Here is a 21,347-nt window from a genome sequence, read left to right as displayed (position 1 = left end):
CTTTGTGAATCTGTATTGTATCCCCCTGGATCCGCGAAGATAACGTCTCAGATAAGACGGGGAGGCGGGTATGGAATTTCATGAGAACAGAGCAAAGCAGCCATTTATTGGTTTGGTGCAGGTCTGGAGGGCGATTAAACGCTGGCATCTGCGGGCGCAAACGCGGCGCGTATTGCAACAGATGAGCGATGAGCGGCTAAAGGATGTCGGGCTGCGACGCGATCAGGTGGAGTAATTGTTCTTTCATCGACAGAGGCTGTCAGTGCCGGATGGCGGCGTAACCGCCTTATCCGGCCTACAAAATTTAATCCCTGATCGTCAAGTTGTGAAGCTATTTCCAACAATCCAGGTATAATCGTAAGATAATTGTAGATACATTTTTGTATATACAATTAGGGATAAAATACATGCCAATGGAGTTTGAGTGGGATGCAAACAAGGCACAAAGTAAGCCGGGGAATCGTTATGAGCATGATTAAACATAAACGTGGCAGCGCATCCGCGCTGAGTGCTCAGCATGAGGCGGAACTGAAGGCGCTGGCGAATAAACCGGATGATGATATTGATTATAGCGACATTCCGGTGACTGAAGATGAGCAGTGGTCAGAGGCTAATCGCGGTACGTTTTTCCGTCCGTTGAAAACTCAGGCATCGGTGCGCATTGATGCCGATGTGATGGAGTGGTTAAAGCGCCCCGGGAAGGGTTACCAGACGCGGCTAAATGCTATTTTGCGCGAGGCTATGCTGAGAGAGCAAAACAAGAAATAGCCCTATACCGAGGTTGTGAGTGCCGGATGGCGGCTGCGCCTTATCCGGTCTACGGGAGAAGGCTTTGTAGGCCCGGTAAGCGTAGCGCCACCGGGCAATTCAGCAGGGGATTACTTCTTCAAGCCCGCAAATGCCGCCCGAATTTCGTCTTCCGGCAGGTTAATACCGATAAACACCAGCTGGCTGTGCGGCTGTTCGTCGCCCCACGGGCGGTCCCAGTCGGCGCTGTACAGGCGCTGGACGCCCTGGAACAGCAGGCGGTTGGGTTCGCCTTCGATCCACAACATGCCTTTGTAACGCAATAGTTTTTCGGCAGATTCCAGCAGCAGGTTTTCCATCACCCTGGACACGTCGCTGATATTCACCGGGTAATCCAGTTCGACGACGATCGAGGAGATATCGTTTTGTTTGTCGGCGATAAAGTGGAAACGCGGTTTGGCGCTGACCACGTTCTCTTCCAGCATAAAACCGTTGGTGTCGAACAGCTGCGCGAGGTCGATGTCGCCATGAGTGACGGTATACACCGGCGCGCGGGCGTTGATGCGCGCCAGGCGCTCACGCAGTTTCTCGCTTTCACCTGCTACGTCGGTTTTGGTCAGCAGGATGCGGTCGGCGTAGCCAACCTGCGACTGGGCGATGGTGAACTGGTTCATCTGTTCGTCGGCGTGCACCGCGTCAACCAGCGCGATCACGCCGTCCAGCAGGTAGCGTTCGCAAATCACTTCATGGGAGAAAAAGGTCTGAATAATCGGGCCGGGATCGGCCATGCCGGTGCACTCAATCACCAGACGGTCAAAATCGATCGCCCCCTTGTCGAGGTTGTCGAGCAGGTCTAACAAGGCGTCTTCCAGTTCACTGGAACGGGTGCAGCAGATGCAGCCGTTGGTCAGGGTTTTGATCTGCGTGGCGCGGTCGCCAATTAGCTGATCGTCCACCGAGACTTCGCCGAATTCGTTTTCGATAACGGCAATTTTGTAACCGTGCTGCTCGTTGAGAATATGGCGCAGCAGGGTGGTTTTACCCGCGCCGAGAAAACCGGTGAGTAGGGTGACTGCAATCGGGGTCATTCATTTCTCCTTCTAACAGCAACTGCTTCCGCCGCTACCGTAGCGGGCTTCCTGGCGCTCGCGGAAGAATTCTTCGTAGGTCATGTACGGCTTATCGGGATGGTTGGTCTTCATATGCTCGACGTAGTTGTCGTAGTCCGGAATACCAATCAGCATTTTTGCCGCCTGACCGAGATACTTTTTTGCCTGACCTAAAGTACCAAACATTCTGCCGTCCTGTTAATGAATAAAGCCGGATGGCGGCTTGCGCCTTATCCGGCCTACGTTAACTGCATTCTGTAGGCCGGGATCGCTGCGCGCCTCCCGGCATCAGGTTAGTGGTGTGAAGAGGTCTTCACGCCGCCTTCCGGCACCGGTACATACGGCGTCTCTTTATCAGAGCGGCCGTTGATGGCGCGGGCTTTCTGCCAGGTACGGAACCCGTAGAAAATGATGCTATACACCACCACCAGGAACAGAATACTCAGGCCTGCGTTGGTGTAGTTGTTGATGACGATATGGTTCATGTTGGCAATCTGCTGCGCGGTCAGTTCACCGCCGTTAGCAATCTTCTCTTTGTACTGACTTGCCATGAAGAAGAAGCCTTCCATCTGCGGGTTGGTGCTGAACAGTTTCAGACCCAGCGCCCAGGTGGTGCAGATCAGCAGCCATACGGCCGGAACCACGGTGACCCAGATGTATTTGGTGCGCTGCATTTTAACCAGTACCACGGTGCCGAGAACCAGCGCCACGGCGGCCAGCATCTGGTTAGAGATACCGAACAGCGGCCACAGGCTCTTCACGCCGCCCAGCGGGTCAACCACGCCTTGATACAGCAGGTAGCCCCACAGGCCTACGCAGCCCGCAGTACCCACAACACCGGCAACCAGGGAGTCGGTTTTCTTCAGGAACGGGACGAAGTTACCCAGCAAATCTTGCAGCATAAAGCGGCCAGAACGGGTACCTGCATCCAGTGCGGTCAGGATGAACAGCGCTTCAAACAGAATACCGAAGTGGTACCAGAAGCCCATGTCAGCCATCGGCAGCACTTTGTGGAACACGTGCGCGATACCGACAGCCAGCGTCGGTGCGCCACCGGCGCGGTTCAGAACGGACGGTTCACCAATGTCTTTCGCGGTTTGCAGGATCTGCTCAGGCGAAATCACGAAGCCCCAGGAGCTGACGGTTGCCGCTGCCTGCGCGGTCACGTCTTTCAACTGCGCCATAATCAGCGGCGCGTTCTCGCCACCCATTTCATGCAGGTTTGGCATGGTGATGCCAAGGCCCGCAGGCGGGGTGTTCATCGCGAAGTACAGACCCGGTTCGATGATGGAGGCGGCAACCAGCGCCATAATTGCGACGAAGGATTCCATCAGCATGGCGCCATAACCAATGAAACGCGCATCGGTTTCACAGGCCAGCAGCTTCGGTGTGGTACCGGAGGCGATCAGCGCGTGGAAGCCAGACACCGCGCCACAGGCGATGGTGATGAACAGGAACGGGAACAGTGCCCCTTTCCACAGCGGACCGGTACCGTCAACGTACTGGGTCATCGCCGGCATTTTCAGCTCTGGGTTCAGGATAACGATACCGACAGCCAGACCAACGATAACGCCGATTTTCAGGAAGGTGGCCAGATAGTCGCGCGGGGCGAGGATCAGCCATACCGGCAGCAGCGCAGAGATAAATGCGTAGCCGATAAGCGTAAAGGTAATGGTGGTGTCTTTAAAGGTCAGTGCCGGGCCCCAGTACGGGTCGTGGGCAATCACGCCGCCGAAGTAAATGGAGGCAACCAATAGAACAATACCAATCACCGACACTTCGCCCACACGTCCCGGGCGCAGGAAGCGCATGTAGATCCCCATGAACAGCGCGATCGGTACGGTTGAGCAGACGGTGAACACACCCCACGGGCTTTCCGCCAGCGCTTTCACCACGATCAGTGCCAGCACTGCCAGGATGATGATCATGATTAAGAAGCAGCCGAACAGCGCGATGGTTCCCGGTACCGGGCCCATCTCTTCTTTGATCATCTCACCGAGAGACGCGCCGTTACGGCGAGAAGAGATAAACAGCACCATGAAGTCCTGTACTGCACCGGCCAGCACCACGCCCGCCAGCAACCACAGCGTACCCGGCAGGTAGCCCATTTGCGCGGCCAGTACCGGTCCAACCAGCGGACCTGCCCCGGCGATAGCAGCAAAGTGGTGACCGAACAGGACGTTACGGTTGGTTGGGACGTAGTTCAGACCGTCGTTGTTGATGACCGCTGGCGTGGCACGCGTGGGGTCAAGTTTCATCACTTTCTGGGCGATGTACAGACTGTAGTAACGATAGGCCACCAGATAAACAGAGACAGAGGCGACCACGATCCACAGGGCGCTGATGTGTTCACCCCGACGTAATGCCACTACCGAGAGGCAAAATGCACCGATGATTCCGAGAATCACCCAGGGTATGTGCTTGAATATCTTTTTCGTATCCATAGTAAAACCTGGTTTTTTACCCGTCATACTTCAAGTTGTATGTGCGTTGGCTTCATTCGTTCACCCCAGTCACTTACTTTTGTAAGCTCCTGAGGATTCTCTCATTTGCCGCCTTCTTACAACTCGAATTATCTAGGGTACCGATTAATAATTGGCCGAAGCCGCGTGGGTTTGAGTGTGTGTTTGAGGAGATAAGTTGACTGCTATGTTGGGAGGATCTTGCCAGAGAATTACGCGCGTAAAGTAAGGTAAATATGTGAGTGGTTATATGTCAGCTTAAGCGGTCCCAAGTGTCAGCGAGCGGTTCCGGGGAGCGGTAAACGGGGGTGATTATGTGATTGAGATCACTAAAAAACTCCTTTAGAGCCCTTACGGAAGGCGGTATCGCCGATTCGTCGATGCTGCGATCGATTCAGGAAGCACGAATTCCGTAAAGTTTTCTCTTTTCAGGCCGAAAATTCTGACATCTGTCTAGCGGAAAGAGAAAACATGTTAAAACGAATGAAGATTGTTACCAGCTTACTGCTGGTATTGGCGCTGTTTGGCCTTTTACAACTGGCCTCGGGCGGGTTGTTCTTTAATTCACTGAAGAATGACAAGGAGAACTTTACCGTTCTGCAAACCATTCGCCAGCAGCAGTCTGCGCTGAATGCGACCTGGGTTGAACTGCTGCAAACGCGAAATACCCTGAACAGGGCAGGGATCCGCTACATGATGGATCAGAGCAATATCGGCAGCGGCGCCACCGTGGCGGAGCTGATGCAGGTGGCGAGCACTGCGCTGAAAATGACCGAGAAAAACTGGGCAACCTATGAATCGCTGCCGCGCGATCCGCGTCAAAGCGAAGCCGCGTTCCAGGAGATCAATCGTACCTATGACATCTACCACGGTGCGCTGGCAGAGCTGATCCAGTTGCTGGGCGACGGCAAGATCAATGCGTTCTTTGATCAGCCGACGCAAAGCTATCAGGATGGCTTTGAGAAGCAGTATATGAACTACATGCAGCAGAACGATCGTCTGTATGACATTGCGGTTGAAGATAACAACAGCTCTTACAGCCAGGCGATGTGGGTGCTGGCTTGCGTGCTGATTACCGTGCTGGCGGCCATTATCGCCGTCTGGTTTGGCATTAAGTTCTCGCTGATCGCCCCGATGAACCGCCTGATTGACAGCATTCGTCATATTGCCAGCGGTGACCTGGTGAAGCGCATCGACGTGGAAGGCTCCAACGAGATTGGGCAACTGGCCGAGAGCCTGCGCCACATGCAGAGTGAGTTGATGAGCACCGTGGGTGATGTGCGTAACGGTGCTAACGCCATTTACAGCGGTGCCAGCGAGATTGCGATGGGCAATAACGATCTCTCGTCACGTACTGAGCAGCAGGCGGCTTCGCTAGAAGAAACCGCGGCCAGCATGGAAGAGTTGACGGCAACCGTGAAGCAGAACGCCGAAAACGCCCGTCAGGCCAGCCATCTGGCGCTGAGTGCCTCTGAAACGGCGCAGAAAGGCGGCAAAGTGGTGGACAATGTGGTGCAAACCATGCGTGACATTGCCTCCAGTTCACAGAAAATTGCCGACATTATTAGCGTGATCGACGGCATTGCCTTCCAGACTAACATTCTGGCGTTGAACGCCGCAGTAGAAGCGGCACGCGCAGGTGAGCAGGGCCGTGGATTTGCGGTGGTCGCCGGTGAAGTCCGTAACCTGGCCCAGCGCAGTGCGCAGGCCGCGCGCGAGATCAAGAGCCTGATTGAAGACTCGGTCAGCCGCGTGGATGTCGGTTCAACGTTGGTTGAAAGCGCCGGTGAAACCATGGATGAGATCGTCAATGCGGTGACCCGCGTGACCGATATCATGGGGGAAATCGCCTCAGCATCTGACGAGCAGAGCCGCGGTATCGATCAGGTCGGTCTGGCCGTTGCCGAGATGGATCGTGTAACCCAACAGAACGCCTCGCTGGTGGAAGAGTCCGCTGCCGCCGCGGCGGCGCTGGAAGAACAAGCCAGCCGTTTGACCCAGGCCGTTGCTGTGTTCCGTATTCAGCACGATCAAAAGCGTCCGCGTGATGTTGCTGCCGTAAAACCGGCATCGACAACCACCCAGCCGCGTAAAGCCGTGGCGACGGATGCGGGTGAGAACTGGGAAACGTTCTAAGCCTGTGATGCCGGATGGCGCTATTGCTCATCCGGCTTACCGGGAAGGTATGTGTAGCCCGATGCTATCGGGCTACACGTCATTACTCCTGACGCGGGTCGCTAATCGGCTGGCGAACCAGGAAGATATAAGCGAACGCCCCTACCATCGTCACGCAACCGCAGATAATCAGCGCCAGACGGAAAGAATTGGTGGTATCCACGATAAATCCGGTGACAATCGGTGCGAACGACGCACAGATAAAGCTGGCAAAGTTCTGAATACTGCCCACGGACGCGGTCATACGGGAAGCCACTGCGACGTGGATCAAACCCCAGCAGGACGTGCCGGCGAAGTGGATGCAGAACAGCGCCATCCCAATCAGTAACACTGCGGCCATTGAGGTTGTCGCCTGCGGTACCACGAAGGTGAATGCAGCAGAGCAGAACATCCCGGCAATGATACAAATCTTACGACTCTTAATCGGCGCCATGCCGCCTTTCACCAGCCAGTCGGTGACAAAACCGTTAATCAGCATGCCAGCTGCGCCAAACAGGAACGGGATCGCGGCCATGAGCCCGGTACTTTTTAAATCCAGGTTATAGGACGTTTGCAGGTAACCCGGCAGCCAGGCCAGATACAACCATGCCGTGTAGTTGATGCCGCTAAAGCCCAGCATCATGCCCCACATGGTACGGTTACGGAACAGGCTGCGCCATTCGGCAAAGCTCAGCGGATCGCGGCGGGCATTGACGCTACCGGCGTTCAGGTACGCTTGTTCGGTGGCGCTCAGTTCAATCTGCTCGCGGTTGCGATACAGCATGTACCAGCCGATGGCGAGGAAAATACCCAGTACGCCGATAGTGATAAACATCCAGCGCCAGCCCATCACCAGCATCATCGCGGCCAGAATCGGTGGGCTAATGGCGACACCAATCGTTGAGGCAGCGTTGAATAATCCCATCGGGCGGCCGCGTTCTTTAATGTTAAACCAGTCGTTGATCACCTTCACGCCGCACGGGTTCATTGGCGCTTCACCAATCCCCATCCCGATACGTACCAGCACAAACTGAGTGAAGGTATGTACCATGCCGGACATCGCCTGAAACAGCGACCAGAAGAACATGCCTAGCCCCAGCATAATGCGCGGGCCTTTGCGATCCAGCAGCGGACCGCAGGGCAGTTGCGCAATACCGTAAGCGAGAGAGAACACGGACAGCAGGATGCCGATTTCGGTTGCGCTGAGTCCCAGTTCTTCACGAATTGTCAGGTTAGCTACTGACAGTGAACTGCGGTCGAGATAATTAATGACCGCCGCAAAAAATAATAAAATCATTGCTGTGGTCTGAATACGTTTTATTCGACTGCTGCGTTGCACCATGCCGTCTGGCGGGACATTAATATCCGCAGATGACGAGGTGCCAAACGAAGAACTCGGGTCGAGGGTAATATTATTTTTTTCCACGCCGGACTCCTGAACCTCAATAATTTATTTTTACACGGTGCCAGACCGTGCTGTATTGAAAAATACCAGTGATAAATCACGTTATTCATCACCGCTCACGAAATTTTTTTAATGCAGTCGACTTAGCGTGAGCATAGGCAAGAGGTTTTTTCTGGCGTTTTTATTTTTATAAAATCGTGCTCCCGGTAGTGGTTTGCTGTTTTTTATCCGTTCTTAATGGGTGCTGTCACTGGTTTGATTGATAGAGCGAATCATCGATTGTTTGGCTGAATTCAAATGGTTACAGAGTGCCAGGGTGGCATCCAGGTCGCTGCGGCAGATCAGCGCGCTGAGAATGGTCATATGCTCATCGATGGCAATGATGTTGCGCTGCTTGAGGTCGCTTTCGTCCCACTGATAGTGGAAGTGGAAAATCACAGAAATTATCTCAAGTGACTGATTGAAAAAGATATTATCAGCAGCGGAAAGCAGCAGGGCGTGGAACTCGCGGTCTAACTGCGAGAACATACGAAAGCTACTGCCAATGCTGTCGCGCAGCATCCGGTGGCGCTCGAGCAGCGTTTTGGCCTGTAGCCAGCGCGGGTCGTTGTCGGGCAGATTCAGGAAATGCTGCAAAGAATGCGTTTCCAGCATTTCGCGTAGTTCGAACAGTTGTTCGGCATAGGCTTGATCAAACTGTTTCATGCTCCACTGACCACGTTTTTCGTTTTTAATCAGGTTGTAACGTTCGAATTTTAAAAGGTATTCCCGCACAACGACCGGGCTGACGCCCGCTGCTCTGGCAAGCTGCAGCTCGGAGAACGTTTCGCCTGCGCGCAGCTGGCGCTGGTTAATCATAGTGAAAAAGGCCTGTTCAAAAATACGATTTTGCTCAGCCATGGAGGCCGTAGTGCAATCAAAACCGTCGTCATGATCCGGTTTGCGTACGATTACGTAGTGGCTACCCACCTGAGTCAGCACACCGCATTCAGCTAAATGGCCCAGCATATGGCGCACGGTGGTGCGGCTGATGTTGTACATCTCTGCCAGCGCGCTTTGCGAAGGAAGTGGGGAAGGAATATGACCCCGCGCCATATCATCAATTATCTGGTTAATCACATTGTGGCGTAGATTCTGTGAACGGCTCATGGCGTCTCCTTTTTACCTATTAAAACCCGATTTAAAACATTTTTATGCGTTGGGTTTCACAGATTATGTTTCTGCTTGCGCCAGCATTTTTATTTTCATCGATATCTGAGGCAACAAAAAAACAGGAGAGCAGAATCATGTCTACGATGAATACACTGATTTGCCAGGAACCCAAAAAATTAGTCTGGAAAGAACGTGATATACCTATTCCGGGTAATGGCGAAGTATTAATAAAAATAAAGTCTGTCGGGATTTGTGGGACCGATATTCATGCATGGGGTGGCAATCAACCTTTTTTCAGCTATCCACGCGTATTAGGCCATGAAATATGTGGGGAAGTTGTCAGTCTGGGGCGGAATATACAAAATCTGGAAATAGGCCAGCAGGTTGCGGTTATTCCTTACGTTGCGTGCCAACAGTGCCCGGCGTGCCAGAGCGGGCGCACCAACTGCTGCGAGAAGATTTCGGTGATTGGCGTGCACCAGGATGGGGGCTTCAGCGAATACCTGTCCGTGCCGGAGACCAACTTGCTGGATGCGCAGGGCATTGATCCGCAGGCGGCGGCGCTGATCGAACCGTATGCTATCAGTGCGCATGCTGTGCGTCGGGCTGCCGTGGTGCCTGGCGAGCAGGTGCTGGTGGTGGGAGCGGGGCCGATTGGTCTTGGCGCAGCGGCGATTGCCAAAGCCGATGGTGCACAGGTGGTGGTGGCGGATACCAGCCCTGCCAGGCGGGAGCATGTAGTCTCCCGCTTAGGATTACCGGTTATCGATCCCTCTGCTGAGGATTTTGACGCGCAGCTACGCGCGCAGTTTGACGGTTCTCTGGCGCAAAAAGTGATTGATGCGACGGGGAATCAGCATGCAATGAACAACACGGTGAATTTGATTCGTCACGGCGGCAGCATTGTGTTTGTTGGGCTGTTCAAAGGTGATTTGCAGTTTTCTGACCCAGAATTCCACAAGAAAGAAACCACCATGATGGGCAGTCGCAACGCCACGCCGGAAGACTTTGCCAAAGTCGGTCGCCTGATGTCGGAAGGTAAGCTGACGGCGGACATGATGCTGACTCACCGTTACGCGTTTGCCACGCTTGCAGAGATCTACGAGCGGGATGTGATCAACAACCGTGAACTGATTAAGGGCGTGATCACCTTCTGATAAGGTTGCCATGCAGCGCCCGGAGGTGTGTTGGGCGCTGTTTTTTTTATCCTTGCAGGTCCACGATTTTGATTTCAACCATTCCGATCCCCAGCTTACGCGGAGAGTGGCCCAGAATGTTGCCCTCGTTGGTAGCGACGGGATCGGGTGGGATAATGACCAGCGTGTCGGCGTCTGCTGGGTTATCAAAATGCAGCGTGGTGGTGCTGACGTCATGGCTTAACACCAGCGTTTGTTCCTCGTTGCCGATGCGTACCGGGATGGGACGATTGGCGTTGTCACCGAACGCTTTGGCAGTGATCACCAGATCGAATTTCTTCGGTAACGGGGCGTTGTATTCGATCTTTACCTCGTCACTCAGCTGCGCGTTGGACCAGCGCCCCCAGGATTCGGGGCGCGAAATCCCGCTAAATTGTTTCACCTCTTCTGGCGCGCCAGCCACGTTAAAGACGAAGCTATCGGCCTTGTAGCGAATATCGTTATCAACAATTTTCAGCGTATCGACGTTACCTTTGTAGCGCTCCATGTCGATCACCGTGTCTTTAAACGCGGTTTTACCTTGCCATTTGGCTTTATCGACGTGTTGTACAATTTGCTGCCCGCCCAGTTGCCCTTGTGATACACACCAGTCGGTGGAAAGCGCCAGTTCCGGTGCCCACAGTTGGGCCATTTTGTAGCAGCGGTCTACCCAGACAAAGTTATCGCGCGGGGCGAAATCCGCCAGCTGGAAGCGTAGCGGGGCAGAGTATTCACTTTCCGGCAGTGGCTCAACGCGTTGCTCCGACACGCGCAGCAGCAGCGGCAGGCGGAAGTGACTGCCGGAGAACGCGATCATGCTTTTGTCCGTGTCGACGGTGAATGCTTTCATCTCTTTGGGGAAATTCCACAGGCGAATAATATCGGGCTTCCAGGCCAGCATTTTCTCTTTGATGTTCAGGAATACTTCTGACACCGACTCGCTCGACAAGCTACTGCGTCCTAGACCGATAAAGTTATCGCCGCCGAGAATATCCAGGACGGTCGCGCCGTTATCCATCGTGTTGCGTTTCACCGCCAGCGTATCCTGCTGCGGCTTGTCGCCGCGTAGCACGAAGAACAGGTTGTTGCGATCCTGCTTGTTCAGGTATTTCCAGGCGGTGTTGTTCATCGCCAGATGATCGGAGGACACTACAATAACGGTATCTTTAAACCACGGTGACGCTTTGATCTTATTAATAAACGCGGCAATGTTTTCCTGACTACAGCTGACTGCGCTAAATGACTGATTGGCTTTGCCATCGATGTCATAGCGTTTGCGGTTGCAGGTGCGCGAAATAAATCCATCCGGGTGATGAGTATCGACCGTCAGGGTAAACAGTGAAAAACGTTGACCAGACTGTGAAAGCTCTTCGAATTTTTTCCACGCTTCATTAAGGACGGTATCGTCGTAAAAGCCCCAGTCATTACGATAGGCCGGGTCCGCGACTACGCCTTTTAACTCTTCTGCGCCGTACAGATGATCAAAACCATGGGATTTCAGGAACACGTCTTTCCCGGCAAAGCGCAGATTTGCGCCCTGTACAAAGACGTTTTGATAGCCGGAGTTCTTCAGGATGTCGCCCAGGCAAATATTGTTTGGGAAGAAGCTGGAAACTGATGCCGAGGCGTTACCTTCAAACGGGGCAAACAGCGGAATGCCGCACTGTGAAGCGACCATGCCGGCGATGGTGTAATCCGTTCCCGGCAGCTGCATAGTATTGCTGAAATCCATCCCTTCGTTTTTTAATGCCCCGAGCTCCGGGGTCAGATCCGGGAATGCATCATTGTTAAAATAGGTGCGTTCCAGGCTTTCGCCGTAGATATATACCAGGTTCAGCTTCGGGTTGGGAATGGTTTTTGACGGCTCTTTGTAATACGCCGCAAAATCCGGGTCGCCATCGCGCGACTGGGATTTCACCAGTTCGGTTATCTGATGAAACGCCGGGCTGGCATCCACCGACGCCAGCGCCAGCAGCAGAGCCAACAGGCTGTAACCCACGTGATGAGGATGGTGGCGACGGCGGCGAAGCACCCAACCCAGCGCGCCAAACACGGTGGCCAGCGCCAGTGCAATCCCAATGCCGGGCAGAACATATTTGCCAAGGCCCGCGCCGGTCAGACTGTTGGTCAACGTGTACAGCACTGCGTCGTTGATGCCGTCGCCGGTGAAATAGTCGCTGGCATACAGCGTGATATTCAGGACAATAAAAATCCCCAGCACCGTTAACGTGGCGGCAAACCACCAGGTGTTGCGACCCGCTTTCCAGGCGTAAATCAATACCGACGCGAGAAACAGAGTGATGGAGAATAATTCAGACAACGGACGATCCTCAGTAAGCCGGGTAAATACCTGGCAGGCTAATCATTTCTGGAAAGTACAATGTAATAGCGTTGTTACATTGCTGCAATTGTAGTGACATTTAATTACGTTGTTATTCAGAATTGGTTTAGATATGCAGGGTGTTGAAGGGTATTACTGATTATTTTGAGGAATGTTTGCGGGACATAAATTGATACCGCGCAGGCTGTGAAAAACCGTGCGCGGCATTTGTGCATCAGGAAATGAAGTTCATACCCTGTTTTAACACCAGATCGCAGGCCTTGGTTTTGACTTGCTTTGCCAGCGAGCTGTTACCAATCGTATCCAGATTAAGCTGTTGACCATCTTTGGCATTGAGCATGCCCTGAATGCCGTCCAGATAGTTGGTGTCTTTTTTCTGCTCCGTTGCGCCCAGGCCTAGTTTATCCAGCACCTGATTTTTGACGTTTTCGGTATCGGTGACCGAAGCCAGTTTCTGTTTCGCACAATATTCCAGAATCCCGGCTGCGTTGTTCATACTGCTGGACGTGAGCGACTGATTACTGCCGAGCAGGCTGGTCAGGGAAGAAAGTGAGCTGCTGCTCTGAGAGCCAGAGGTTTGCTTACTCAGTTCGCCAGCCGCGCTGGAGAGTGAATCCTGCCAGGAGGCGGCGAAAACGCTGGTGGAGATCAGCGTGCTGGCGGCAACCGCACAGCACAGAAATCGTTTTGTTGCTTTCATCATTATCATTATAGGTAACTCGTGTTATGCCTTTTCAGCGCAGTATAGCGCTGCTGATGTTAGGAATGGTCTCAATACTCTTTGCCTGTCACTCGGCTGCGATAACTTTCCCAGTTAAAAATCACCCACAGGCTATTGCCGAGCCGCATACGATCCATCACGCGCTCACCCAGCAGTTTGTTCATTTCATCTATATTGCTGTTTGTCAGCATGCCGGTCGGTCGCTTGGAGGAAGAGCGGCGATCGACGATCTGGTTGATGATCACTTTTTCATAGCGCGATTCGGTCTGCATGCCGATCTCGTCGATCACCAGCAGATCTACGTTGCTGAGATCGTTGAGCAGCTGTTCTTCGCTGGTTTCACGATTGCTGAACGTCTCTTTCATTGCCGACATAATGTCTGCCACGGTAATGATCAGCACTGACTTGCCGCGCAGCAGCAGTTCGTTGCAGATGGCGGCAGCCAAATGGTTTTTTCCGGTGCCAGGTTTGCCGGAGAAGATAAAGCTGGCGATATTGCCATCAAACTCTTCGACGTACTGACGGGCTTTGCTCAGGGCATTCATTTGTCCTTCGCACTCGACCCGATAGTTCTCAAACGAGCAGTTCTGGTGCAGCGGACGGATACCGGAGCGGTTAAACGTGCGCTGCATTTTCATGGCCCGGTTCTCGCGCGCCAGCGCCGCGGCATGAATTTCACCTTGTTCTTTTTGCCACGCCAGCAGTTCCTCGCCCGTTTTGAATGCGGGCTCGACATTGGGCGGCATCATTTTTTGCAGACGTTTCATCAGGTCGCCAACGTTTTTCATCGTTATCCTCTAAAACCCGGTGGAATATGACTGTCAGGTTCGCTGACACTGTTAACATCACGTTTGGGCATTCCGCCATTGCTGGCCCGGCCAATTTGTACGCTACGCGCGAGTTTTTGCTGCCACTGAACATGGTGAAAGATCTTGCCTTCTGCCTGCCAGTAGGCCACAAACGCGGCCAGCTCTTCGGCGGTGACCGGTTCTCTGAGCGCGATGCCCCATAGCGCGGCCTGTCGCTGAAAGTCAGCATCGGGCTGCCAGTCAGCGTACATCGGAAATTTCCCCATCGGTACGGCAACAGGTGCCGCTTGCGGCTCTTCGTAAAATTGTGCATCCAGCGTGATATCGCTTCCCGGACGTGACAGCTTCTCTTCGAGCGCCAGTAGTTCGGCCAGACGCGCAGGGGTTACGGCATAAAACGCGGGCGCATTATTGGCGAAAACGGCCACTGCGCCACCTGCTGACTTTGCCAGCACGGCCTGGTGATCGTGTAATAAGGCGTCAATACCGACGACGTCCGGAGTCAAAATTTTACAGGGCATAATGTTTCTCAATACTGAACAACAACCGAGAAGGGGACTGCTTTTATAGTAACACAGAGAAGAAGGAGAGCAGCAGGATGAGGGTGATTCCCCATCCGCTATGGTATTAAGCAGGTGCACCGTCACACGCGCGGGCGTTTGCGATACAGCCATAATCCCGGTACGGAAAGCCCGATGGACAGAGCCCCCACGATGGACGAGGCTTTCAGGAAGTTAGTCAGCAGGGTAATCATCAGCTCTTCGCTGTAACCGAAATGACCGATTTTTACCGCAGAGATCATCGCTGTGTATGCAGAGATCCCCGGAAACATGGGGATTACTGCCGCGACGGTAAAGACTTTCGGGTGCGCCAGATACCAGCGTGACCATTGGATCCCGATGCAGCCAATCAGTAATGATGCCATAAAGGTTGACCATTCGATATTGAGCCCCGCGGTCATCATCACCATGCGTGAACCGTGCCCAAGCGCGCCGAGCAGGGCACACCAGGGGAGCGCCCGATGCGGTACGTTAAAGACCATGGCGAATCCGACAGCCGGAATTGCAGACAGGATCATGTCCTGCAGCAGGGCAAAAATGAAATCAATTACACCCATCCGCGTAACCCCCACAGAGTCATCGACATCACTACACCAACGCAGGTTGCTAGCGTGAGCAGGCTGGCAATGGCCCAGCGCGCCAGCCCGGTATTTATGTGCCCTTTAAACATATCTGCGACCGCGTTAATCAATGGGAAACCTGGAACCAGCAGCAGCACGCTGGCCGCCATGGCAACCGTCGGCGTGTGATTAAACGTCGGCAACGTCAGCAGCAGACCGGAAATGGTGGTGGCGACAAAAGCGGTGACGCAAAAGTTAATTTGCGGATGCAAATGCCGGGAGGCCAGAATCTGGCGGATATACATGGCAATCATGCTGGCAAAAAAGGTAATAACCGCCCCATCCCATCCGCCATTATTCAGCTTACAAAAGCAGGCGCAGGACAGGCCGACCATCAATGAAACCAGCCATCGAGGGTAGCGCAGCGGTTTAATCTGACTAAAGCGTTTCTCCACGCCTTTGCCGTCCAGCAGCTTATGCTCGGCTAAAATGACGATGTGCTGAACTTCGGTAACGACGTGCATATTGATGCCGCGATCCTGATTTTTTCGGGTCGATGTCAGGCATTGTCCGTCTTTAATGGTGGTCAGGACGATAGCGTTAGAGGAGATGGCGCTTTCTACGCTATCCATACCAAGCGCCAGGCCGAGGCGGGTAGAGAGTTCGTCAACCAGCGCGCTTTCCGCTCCGTGTTGCAATAAAAAAAGTCCGCATTGTATACATAACCGTGTAACCGTTCGCTGTGACGACTGCTCTGTTTGCATGGCTCGCTCTGACTGAAAAGATGCACTCTGGATAACGACTGTCTTCTTTTTATCATGAAGCATGATCCCGCTGGCTCTGGCTAAGATCAATCTTTGTGTTGAAAAAAGAGGCAGAGCGGTGAGTTTTGCCGATGTACGGCTCTCTTTTCTATGCTATAGGGTTAACTTCCCTGGTGCGGTTATTCCTGTGTGCAGCAATTACGTAAGTAGCGCTAATAAATTAATGTAGATATTTTAATTGTACAATTAATGTTCCTCTAAGTGATTATGTCAGGATGGTTTTATAGTGTGATGCTATTAGGATTGTAGTGTCATCACTTTTTCATATATTTAAAATAAAAACCAAGGATAAACAATTCATACTGTCTATCTTTTTTACCTGCTGTCTTATTGTTTTTTTATTTATGAAAGAATTTCAGGTGAACAAGATTGCGGACAGGTGAATATGGAGGATTTATGTTGCCAGGACGCTGCAAGAACGCAATTATCATTAGTAAATTACCAATCATACAAACTGGGCTTAAAGGGGTGATGCAAGGGCAGTTCTCTGATTATGAACTGACGTATTGTCGCTCCGTAGAAGAACTAACTTTGCTGCAGTTGCGCTGCTCTGACCTGGTGATAGCCGACTTAACCAGGGACTGTAGTAATCCGCGTGCAATCTGCGATCAATACTATTCTTTACTGTCTCAATATCGCGATATCCACTGGGTTTTTCTCGTTTCACGCCTGTTTTATCCTCTGGCTGTTGAGTTGCTCATGTGTCCTGTCAGCTCACTCTTATCTGATGCGGAACCCATTGAGAGTCTGGTGAATGTTATTCATTCGGGAAATACCCGGGCCGAGAGAATCAGTAAGGTGCTGCTCTCTCCGCCAATTATCCCTGAATTACAGGATCACAGCGCTCGGTCAATTGTGCTCACCCTTTCTGAAAGAAAAGTGTTACGGCTACTCGGAAAAGGTTGGGGAATTAACCAGATTGCGATGTTACTAAAGAAAAGTAATAAAACAATTAGCGCGCAAAAAAATAGCGCGATGCGTCGTTTATCAATCCATAGCAATGCAGAAATGTATGCATGGATAAACAGTTCTCAAGGAGCACGAGAGCTGAACTTACCTTCAGTTTATGGAGAGACCACGGAATGGAAAGCAGAAATAACAAAAGCAATGTCGCACTGGTAGAAAAGTGCGCAATGAGTCGTGTAGGTATTAAGAGTTTATTTAATACCATGCCAGATAGCCCATACCATCTTTATCAGTTTTCTAATCAGCCGACCTTTAGCCAGGAAATGTTAAAAACGTCTTTTTCTGCGGTCATTTTTTCACTTTCAGCGTTAAGAGCGGATCGCCGCGCAGGGCTGGTCTACCTGACGGAACTGGCGGTCAATTACCCGCGTATCCGGCGCGTGGTGATCGCTGATGATGATGCGGAAGTGCGATTAATTAGCTCGCTTTCCCCGCTGCCGCTGGATGGGGTCATCAGCAAAGCATCATCATTGGATGTATTACAGGAAGGGCTACTCGCGGCCTTGAATTGCGCCAAACGGGGAATCGAAGGGACAAAAAATCACTGGTTTGTTAACCAAAACCGTATGTTAAGCCCTACTGAGCGCGAAATACTGCGTTTTATGTCGAATGGATACTCGATGCCGCAGATCGCCATTCAGCTTGAACGGAACATTAAAACCATTCGGGCGCATAAATTTAACGTGATGTCTAAACTGGGTGTGAATTCTGACGCCGGACTCCTGGATGCCGCTGATATTCTGCTGTACCTGCGTGCCGGGGAGCCAGCGCCTTTTCTCCATGCGGTTTCGTAACGGGGCGATTACGCGTGTGCCGGATTCACTCTCCGGCACCAGGGTGGGTATTCGTTACTGACAGACATCAACCCAGGTAGCAGAAGTCAGTTCAGCCATTCTGTCTGGCGTGATACGCACTGCGCTGTGCGTGGCTCCAGCTGCGGGAAGGACTTCAGCGTAATGCTTCAGGGAGATATCACAGTAGACTGAAATGGGGGTCTCCAGTCCAAAAGGGCAGACGCCACCAACCGGATGTCCCGTTGCGTTGACCACTTCATCACTACTCAGCATGCGGGCTTTCGCGCCAAACGTACCTTTTAGCTTCTTATTATCCAGACGGGCATCGCCTTTGGCGACGACCAGGATAATGTCATTTTTTACCTTTAGAGAAAGCGTTTTAGCGATCTGTCCGGGTTCGACATTGTGGGCTTTCGCTGCCAGATCGACGGTGGCCGTGCTCTGGTCCAGTTCAATGATTTCAATATCCGGGGCATGTTCCGCCAAAAATTGCCGTACTGATTGCAAACTCATTCTTTTCTCCCGATAGCGTACGCGCAGTTCTGCACGGCAGAAAACCGCATGGCGTAATTTGTCACAGGGGAAGCGTGGCTGTAAATATTTTATTGTTACAACAAAGCAACATCAGCAGGACGTTTAAGACGAGCGGTGAGGGGGAGGATTCTCGCTTATTTCAGCGTACAGTCGCCGCATTGCTGGACGTCTGGCAGACGGTAGCGCTGGCAGCAGGTTCTGCGGACTAACAGCCCGTCACGTGGCACCACGGTGCGCCAGAGTGGATTATCCTCGCCACAGGTGAGTTGTTTCTCAAAGAAGCAGGCCTGGCGCAACGCTGCCAGTAGTTCATCACCCAGCAGCGGCTTCATCTCTGTCAAATACCAGTGAATTAAGTATCCGGTATTGCTCCAGATAAGCTTGCCGTTAATCTCTCCCGTTGCTTCCAGCGCCCGGACAACCGGCGTCAGTGCAGAAAGAATCAGTGTATCCATCCGCTGTTGTGGTGAGCGGGCGGTGGTCTGCCTGTCGGGGTGAACGTCTATCCAGAAGCAGGCTGCACGACCCGTTTCGTGAAACTCGACGTGCATATGTTCGGGTGCAACATCAATGGCGTCTTTTTGCGTCAGCAGCGCCACCATCAGCGGGGGCATCATCAGGCCGATATACCACTGTGCCCAGAGTGAAATCAGCGGTTTGTTTTCACGAGTTAACGTGGGCTGATTGCGATAGATATGATCGGAATAAACTGCCAGGAGTGAATGCAGCGTGGCGGGTTGGGCCCATTCATGCAGCGTCATGGCACCTTGTGGCGGTGTTTCATCAAGACGAATGAAGTCCAGTAGGTGCTCACGGGTTTGAGCAATGGTTGCACGCACTGAATCGGCCAGCGACGGCATCTCCGTAGGGAGGTGGCTGCGCCAGATGACATCTTCAACGATTTCAACGATCGGTGCGGAACGATAAGCCATAGCTATATAAGGATGTTAATCTAAATGATAATGATTGCTAATCCTATAGGCGAGGGCTGGCGATGGCAAGATCTTTGTCGTGGTGTCGGGAGGCAGCGCACGGATAGCGTAGGCAGGGGTTAGTTTATCCGCAGTTCATCGCTGACTAGCGTGTTATTGCGTCCCTGATTTTTGGCTTCGTAAAGGGCTTTATCCGCTTTGCTTATTGCGGCATCAATATCCTGATCCACCAACGGCGCAATGCCGATGCTGACGGTCACGTTGGTGGCCACGTTTTCGTTAAACATGTGGGGAATTTTAAGATCGTAGACTTTCTGGCGAATACGCTCGGCGGCGGCCTGTGCCTGCTGCGGATCGACTGCTGTCAGTAAAACCATAAATTCCTCGCCGCCAAAGCGTGCCACCACATCTCGTGAGCGTACGGAATCCCGAATGGCGGCAGAAACACGGATCAGCGCCTGGTCACCCATCATATGCCCGTAATGGTCGTTATAGGCTTTGAAATGGTCGATATCCAGCAGCAGCACGTAATGCTTCGCGTTGCTCAGGGCCAGCAGCGTATCGAGTCGGTGTTGCAGTCCCCGGCGATTATACAACCCGGTTAACGGGTCGAGCATACTGAGACCGTTTAGCGTTTCCCGTTCTTCCAGTAGCTTGTACATCAGTTGCTGAGCAAAACCGTCATAGCGCTTTTGTATCACGTGCTGAATGGCGATCCCGGCCATCGGCAGCGCCATAAAATAGATCACGCGCAGTCCATGTTCGCTGCCGTTCAGCCACAAGCAGACGGCAACGGAGGGGAGTGAATGGAAGGTAAAGGCGATGATATTATTGGCAAAAGCAATTGATCCAATAAACAGTACGCTGAGCAGCGCTATCAATAGAAAAGAATAATCATTATGACCTAGTGCGTTATATTTCAAGGAAATATGTAATGCCCACAACAAGCCAAAAGCGAGTGAAATAAAAGGAAGATTAATTCGTTTATCCGCATATTTCCCATGCCATGCCAGCAACAGTGTACTCATCACGAGTATCGTCAACGCCGGTTCTGATAACGCTTTAACGGCAAAAAGTGGAAAAAAGAGTGTAAACAGTGCGGAGACTGCGTTGAGCAGCAGAAACAGTCGTAAAGAGAGTTGATATTTTTTGGTGCGTAGCGTTCGCCAGGATTGTACTGTCATAGGTAAATGTTGTTATTTATCTGCTATATACGAAGGTGTGTTGGTAAATAAAACAAATAACGAACGAGGTATCATTAGCCGGGGTCTTTATTGTTTTTAGTTGAAAAGCTAACCGGCGAGCAATTTATCACCTTAAATTATTCATGTCATCAATCGTTAAGTAAAACTCATATAATTGATAGTACCTCCCCGCTGACAAATGAGAAAATATATCATATGATATTGGTTATCATTATCAATCTCATAGGTGAAACCATGTTGCAACGTGCGCTGGGCAGTGGATGGGGTGTGCTGCTGCCGGGGATATTCATTGCGGGTCTGGCTTTTACTGACCTGTCAGTTCACGCATGGAAAGCGATGATTGTATTAGGATTACTGTTAACTTCACTGATGCTGTACCACAAGCGTTTACGGCATTTTGTTTTACTGCCTTCATGCGCAGCAGTGATCGCCGGTGTGGTTCTGATGATGATGAACTGGAATCAGGGATGAACAAAGCAAGGAAGATAATCGAGAGGAAAATAAGATAATTGGTGCGAGGGGGGGGACTCGAACCCCCACATCCTAAGGACACTAACACCTGAAGCTAGCGCGTCTACCAATTCCGCCACCTTCGCACAGTCATCTTACTTTTTTTTGATATCGCCTCGTTGGTGCGAGGGGGGGGACTCGAACCCCCACATCCTAAGGACACTAACACCTGAAGCTAGCGCGTCTACCAATTCCGCCACCTTCGCCCAGTGCGAGCAATATCAAACGTGGATTATGGTGCGAGGGGGGGGACTTGAACCCCCACGTCCGAAAGGACACTAACACCTGAAGCTAGCGCGTCTACCAATTCCGCCACCTTCGCATCCCATCGACACTCAAAAAGTATCGTTACCACGGAGGCGCATTCTAGTGGTTTTCAACTTTTCG

At 52.2% G+C, this 21,347-nt stretch carries 21 protein-coding genes and 3 tRNA genes; 7 read left to right on the top strand and 17 right to left on the bottom strand.

The window, feature by feature from the left end; all coding sequences use genetic code 11:
• Positions 1–70: 70 nt before the first annotated feature.
• Positions 71–235, top strand: a complete 165-nt coding sequence (locus M2374_RS11265) for a DUF1127 domain-containing protein (protein WP_117342370.1) — start codon at positions 71–73, stop codon at positions 233–235.
• A gap of 230 nt (positions 236–465) precedes the next feature.
• A complete protein-coding gene (locus M2374_RS11260) occupies positions 466–768 on the top strand; it encodes a BrnA antitoxin family protein (protein WP_117342368.1) in 303 nt (100 codons plus the stop codon).
• Between the two features lie 110 nt (positions 769–878).
• On the opposite strand, the gene yjiA is transcribed toward M2374_RS11260, so the two are convergent.
• The 3 genes from yjiA to btsT all read right to left on the bottom strand — a co-directional run bounded on the left by yjiA (position 879) and on the right by btsT (position 4,300).
• The gene (yjiA, locus tag M2374_RS11255; RefSeq protein ID WP_096758431.1) at positions 879–1,835 is read right to left on the bottom strand and encodes a GTPase; all 957 of its coding nucleotides are present in this window, start codon (positions 1,833–1,835) and stop codon (positions 879–881) included.
• Between the two features lie 12 nt (positions 1,836–1,847).
• Positions 1,848–2,042, bottom strand: a complete 195-nt coding sequence (locus M2374_RS11250; RefSeq protein ID WP_003830038.1) for a YbdD/YjiX family protein — start codon at positions 2,040–2,042, stop codon at positions 1,848–1,850.
• A gap of 107 nt (positions 2,043–2,149) precedes the next feature.
• Positions 2,150–4,300, bottom strand: coding sequence for a pyruvate/proton symporter BtsT (btsT, locus tag M2374_RS11245; protein ID WP_135912629.1), 2,151 nt, complete (start codon positions 4,298–4,300; stop codon positions 2,150–2,152).
• A gap of 489 nt (positions 4,301–4,789) precedes the next feature.
• Between btsT and tsr the strand changes: the two genes are divergently transcribed.
• A complete protein-coding gene (tsr, locus tag M2374_RS11240) occupies positions 4,790–6,454 on the top strand; it encodes a methyl-accepting chemotaxis protein (RefSeq protein ID WP_115259543.1) in 1,665 nt (554 codons plus the stop codon).
• A gap of 82 nt (positions 6,455–6,536) precedes the next feature.
• Here the strand turns inward: tsr and M2374_RS11235 are convergent, their stop codons facing one another.
• The gene (locus M2374_RS11235; protein WP_096758428.1) at positions 6,537–7,898 is read right to left on the bottom strand and encodes an MFS transporter; all 1,362 of its coding nucleotides are present in this window, start codon (positions 7,896–7,898) and stop codon (positions 6,537–6,539) included.
• Between the two features lie 213 nt (positions 7,899–8,111).
• Positions 8,112–9,026, bottom strand: a complete 915-nt coding sequence (locus tag M2374_RS11230; RefSeq protein WP_096758427.1) for a GntR family transcriptional regulator — start codon at positions 9,024–9,026, stop codon at positions 8,112–8,114.
• Positions 9,027–9,163: 137 nt separating this feature from the next.
• On the opposite strand from M2374_RS11230, the gene M2374_RS11225 reads away from it, so the two are divergent.
• Positions 9,164–10,186, top strand: a complete 1,023-nt coding sequence (locus M2374_RS11225; RefSeq protein WP_181688492.1) for a zinc-binding alcohol dehydrogenase family protein — start codon at positions 9,164–9,166, stop codon at positions 10,184–10,186.
• Between the two features lie 46 nt (positions 10,187–10,232).
• Here the strand turns inward: M2374_RS11225 and opgB are convergent, their stop codons facing one another.
• The 6 genes from opgB to M2374_RS11195 form a co-directional block, all read right to left on the bottom strand.
• Positions 10,233–12,524, bottom strand: coding sequence for a phosphatidylglycerol--membrane-oligosaccharide glycerophosphotransferase (gene opgB, locus M2374_RS11220; protein WP_181688491.1), 2,292 nt, complete (start codon positions 12,522–12,524; stop codon positions 10,233–10,235).
• Between the two features lie 235 nt (positions 12,525–12,759).
• The gene (locus M2374_RS11215; RefSeq protein ID WP_115259538.1) at positions 12,760–13,248 is read right to left on the bottom strand and encodes a DUF2501 domain-containing protein; all 489 of its coding nucleotides are present in this window, start codon (positions 13,246–13,248) and stop codon (positions 12,760–12,762) included.
• 68 nt (positions 13,249–13,316) lie between these two features.
• Complete coding sequence (gene dnaC / locus M2374_RS11210) at positions 13,317–14,054, bottom strand: DNA replication protein DnaC (protein WP_096758423.1); 738 nt, start codon at positions 14,052–14,054, stop codon at positions 13,317–13,319.
• Positions 14,055–14,056: 2 nt separating this feature from the next.
• On the bottom strand, positions 14,057–14,596 hold the full coding sequence (gene dnaT, locus M2374_RS11205) for a primosomal protein DnaT (protein ID WP_096758422.1): 540 nt from the start codon (positions 14,594–14,596) through the stop codon (positions 14,057–14,059).
• A gap of 122 nt (positions 14,597–14,718) precedes the next feature.
• Positions 14,719–15,192 (bottom strand): threonine/serine exporter, encoded by a 474-nt coding sequence (locus M2374_RS11200; RefSeq protein ID WP_096758421.1) that lies wholly within the window; start codon positions 15,190–15,192, stop codon positions 14,719–14,721.
• On the bottom strand, positions 15,183–15,959 hold the full coding sequence (locus tag M2374_RS11195) for a threonine/serine exporter ThrE family protein (protein WP_138140550.1): 777 nt from the start codon (positions 15,957–15,959) through the stop codon (positions 15,183–15,185). Before M2374_RS11195 ends, M2374_RS11200 begins: the two co-directional genes overlap by 10 nt.
• A 456-nt stretch (positions 15,960–16,415) precedes the next feature.
• Between M2374_RS11195 and M2374_RS11190 the strand changes: the two genes are divergently transcribed.
• Both M2374_RS11190 and bglJ read left to right on the top strand, forming a co-directional pair.
• Positions 16,416–17,141 carry a LuxR C-terminal-related transcriptional regulator gene (locus tag M2374_RS11190; protein WP_117342363.1) on the top strand — a complete coding sequence of 242 codons (726 nt, stop codon included), beginning with the start codon at positions 16,416–16,418 and terminating at the stop codon, positions 17,139–17,141.
• Positions 17,102–17,779, top strand: a complete 678-nt coding sequence (gene bglJ / locus M2374_RS11185; protein ID WP_117342362.1) for a DNA-binding transcriptional activator BglJ — start codon at positions 17,102–17,104, stop codon at positions 17,777–17,779. Before M2374_RS11190 ends, bglJ begins: the two co-directional genes overlap by 40 nt.
• Before the next feature lie 54 nt (positions 17,780–17,833).
• Here bglJ and M2374_RS11180 read toward each other — a convergent pair whose 3' ends face one another.
• The 3 genes from M2374_RS11180 to M2374_RS11170 all read right to left on the bottom strand — a co-directional run bounded on the left by M2374_RS11180 (position 17,834) and on the right by M2374_RS11170 (position 20,429).
• Positions 17,834–18,292: a YbaK/EbsC family protein gene (locus M2374_RS11180; protein ID WP_115259534.1), complete on the bottom strand. Its 459-nt coding sequence runs from the start codon at positions 18,290–18,292 to the stop codon at positions 17,834–17,836.
• Between the two features lie 155 nt (positions 18,293–18,447).
• Positions 18,448–19,245, bottom strand: coding sequence for a siderophore-iron reductase FhuF (fhuF, locus tag M2374_RS11175; protein WP_181688490.1), 798 nt, complete (start codon positions 19,243–19,245; stop codon positions 18,448–18,450).
• A 119-nt stretch (positions 19,246–19,364) separates the two neighbouring features.
• Entirely contained in the window at positions 19,365–20,429 is a 1,065-nt protein-coding gene (locus M2374_RS11170; protein ID WP_115259532.1) for a diguanylate cyclase, read from the bottom strand.
• 216 nt (positions 20,430–20,645) lie between these two features.
• On the opposite strand from M2374_RS11170, the gene M2374_RS11165 reads away from it, so the two are divergent.
• Positions 20,646–20,921: a DUF1435 domain-containing protein gene (locus M2374_RS11165; RefSeq protein WP_181490623.1), complete on the top strand. Its 276-nt coding sequence runs from the start codon at positions 20,646–20,648 to the stop codon at positions 20,919–20,921.
• Positions 20,922–20,960: 39 nt separating this feature from the next.
• On the opposite strand, the gene M2374_RS11160 is transcribed toward M2374_RS11165, so the two are convergent.
• The 3 genes from M2374_RS11160 to M2374_RS11150 form a co-directional block, all read right to left on the bottom strand.
• A tRNA-Leu gene (locus M2374_RS11160) sits at positions 20,961–21,046 on the bottom strand.
• Between the two features lie 34 nt (positions 21,047–21,080).
• Positions 21,081–21,166, bottom strand: a tRNA-Leu gene (locus M2374_RS11155).
• Positions 21,167–21,195: 29 nt separating this feature from the next.
• Positions 21,196–21,282 (bottom strand) — tRNA-Leu (locus tag M2374_RS11150).
• Between the last annotated feature and the right edge of the window lie 65 nt (positions 21,283–21,347).

Origin of the sequence: Citrobacter sp. JUb117, assembly GCF_024809055.1 — a bacterium.
Classification (GTDB): Bacteria; Pseudomonadota; Gammaproteobacteria; order Enterobacterales; family Enterobacteriaceae; genus Citrobacter; species Citrobacter gillenii.
Note: the sequence above shows the minus strand (reverse complement) of the source record. Positions and strands in the feature narration are given on the sequence as shown.

Bases quoted from the DNA above. Each gene is read 5' to 3' on its own strand.
- M2374_RS11265 (WP_117342370.1), top strand. From the start codon at position 71: ATGGAATTTCATGAGAACAGAGCAAAGCAGCCATTTATTGGTTTGGTG.
- M2374_RS11260 (WP_117342368.1), top strand. From the start codon at position 466: ATGAGCATGATTAAACATAAACGTGGCAGCGCATCCGCGCTGAGTGCT.
- yjiA (WP_096758431.1), bottom strand. From the start codon at position 1,835: ATGACCCCGATTGCAGTCACCCTACTCACCGGTTTTCTCGGCGCGGGT.
- M2374_RS11250 (WP_003830038.1), bottom strand. From the start codon at position 2,042: ATGTTTGGTACTTTAGGTCAGGCAAAAAAGTATCTCGGTCAGGCGGCA.
- btsT (WP_135912629.1), bottom strand. From the start codon at position 4,300: ATGGATACGAAAAAGATATTCAAGCACATACCCTGGGTGATTCTCGGA.
- tsr (WP_115259543.1), top strand. From the start codon at position 4,790: ATGTTAAAACGAATGAAGATTGTTACCAGCTTACTGCTGGTATTGGCG.
- M2374_RS11230 (WP_096758427.1), bottom strand. From the start codon at position 9,026: ATGAGCCGTTCACAGAATCTACGCCACAATGTGATTAACCAGATAATT.
- M2374_RS11225 (WP_181688492.1), top strand. From the start codon at position 9,164: ATGTCTACGATGAATACACTGATTTGCCAGGAACCCAAAAAATTAGTC.
- M2374_RS11215 (WP_115259538.1), bottom strand. From the start codon at position 13,248: ATGATGAAAGCAACAAAACGATTTCTGTGCTGTGCGGTTGCCGCCAGC.
- dnaC (WP_096758423.1), bottom strand. From the start codon at position 14,054: ATGAAAAACGTTGGCGACCTGATGAAACGTCTGCAAAAAATGATGCCG.
- dnaT (WP_096758422.1), bottom strand. From the start codon at position 14,596: ATGCCCTGTAAAATTTTGACTCCGGACGTCGTCGGTATTGACGCCTTA.
- M2374_RS11200 (WP_096758421.1), bottom strand. From the start codon at position 15,192: ATGGGTGTAATTGATTTCATTTTTGCCCTGCTGCAGGACATGATCCTG.
- M2374_RS11195 (WP_138140550.1), bottom strand. From the start codon at position 15,959: ATGCAAACAGAGCAGTCGTCACAGCGAACGGTTACACGGTTATGTATA.
- M2374_RS11190 (WP_117342363.1), top strand. From the start codon at position 16,416: ATGTTGCCAGGACGCTGCAAGAACGCAATTATCATTAGTAAATTACCA.
- bglJ (WP_117342362.1), top strand. From the start codon at position 17,102: ATGGAAAGCAGAAATAACAAAAGCAATGTCGCACTGGTAGAAAAGTGC.
- M2374_RS11180 (WP_115259534.1), bottom strand. From the start codon at position 18,292: ATGAGTTTGCAATCAGTACGGCAATTTTTGGCGGAACATGCCCCGGAT.
- fhuF (WP_181688490.1), bottom strand. From the start codon at position 19,245: ATGGCTTATCGTTCCGCACCGATCGTTGAAATCGTTGAAGATGTCATC.
- M2374_RS11170 (WP_115259532.1), bottom strand. From the start codon at position 20,429: ATGACAGTACAATCCTGGCGAACGCTACGCACCAAAAAATATCAACTC.
- M2374_RS11165 (WP_181490623.1), top strand. From the start codon at position 20,646: ATGATATTGGTTATCATTATCAATCTCATAGGTGAAACCATGTTGCAA.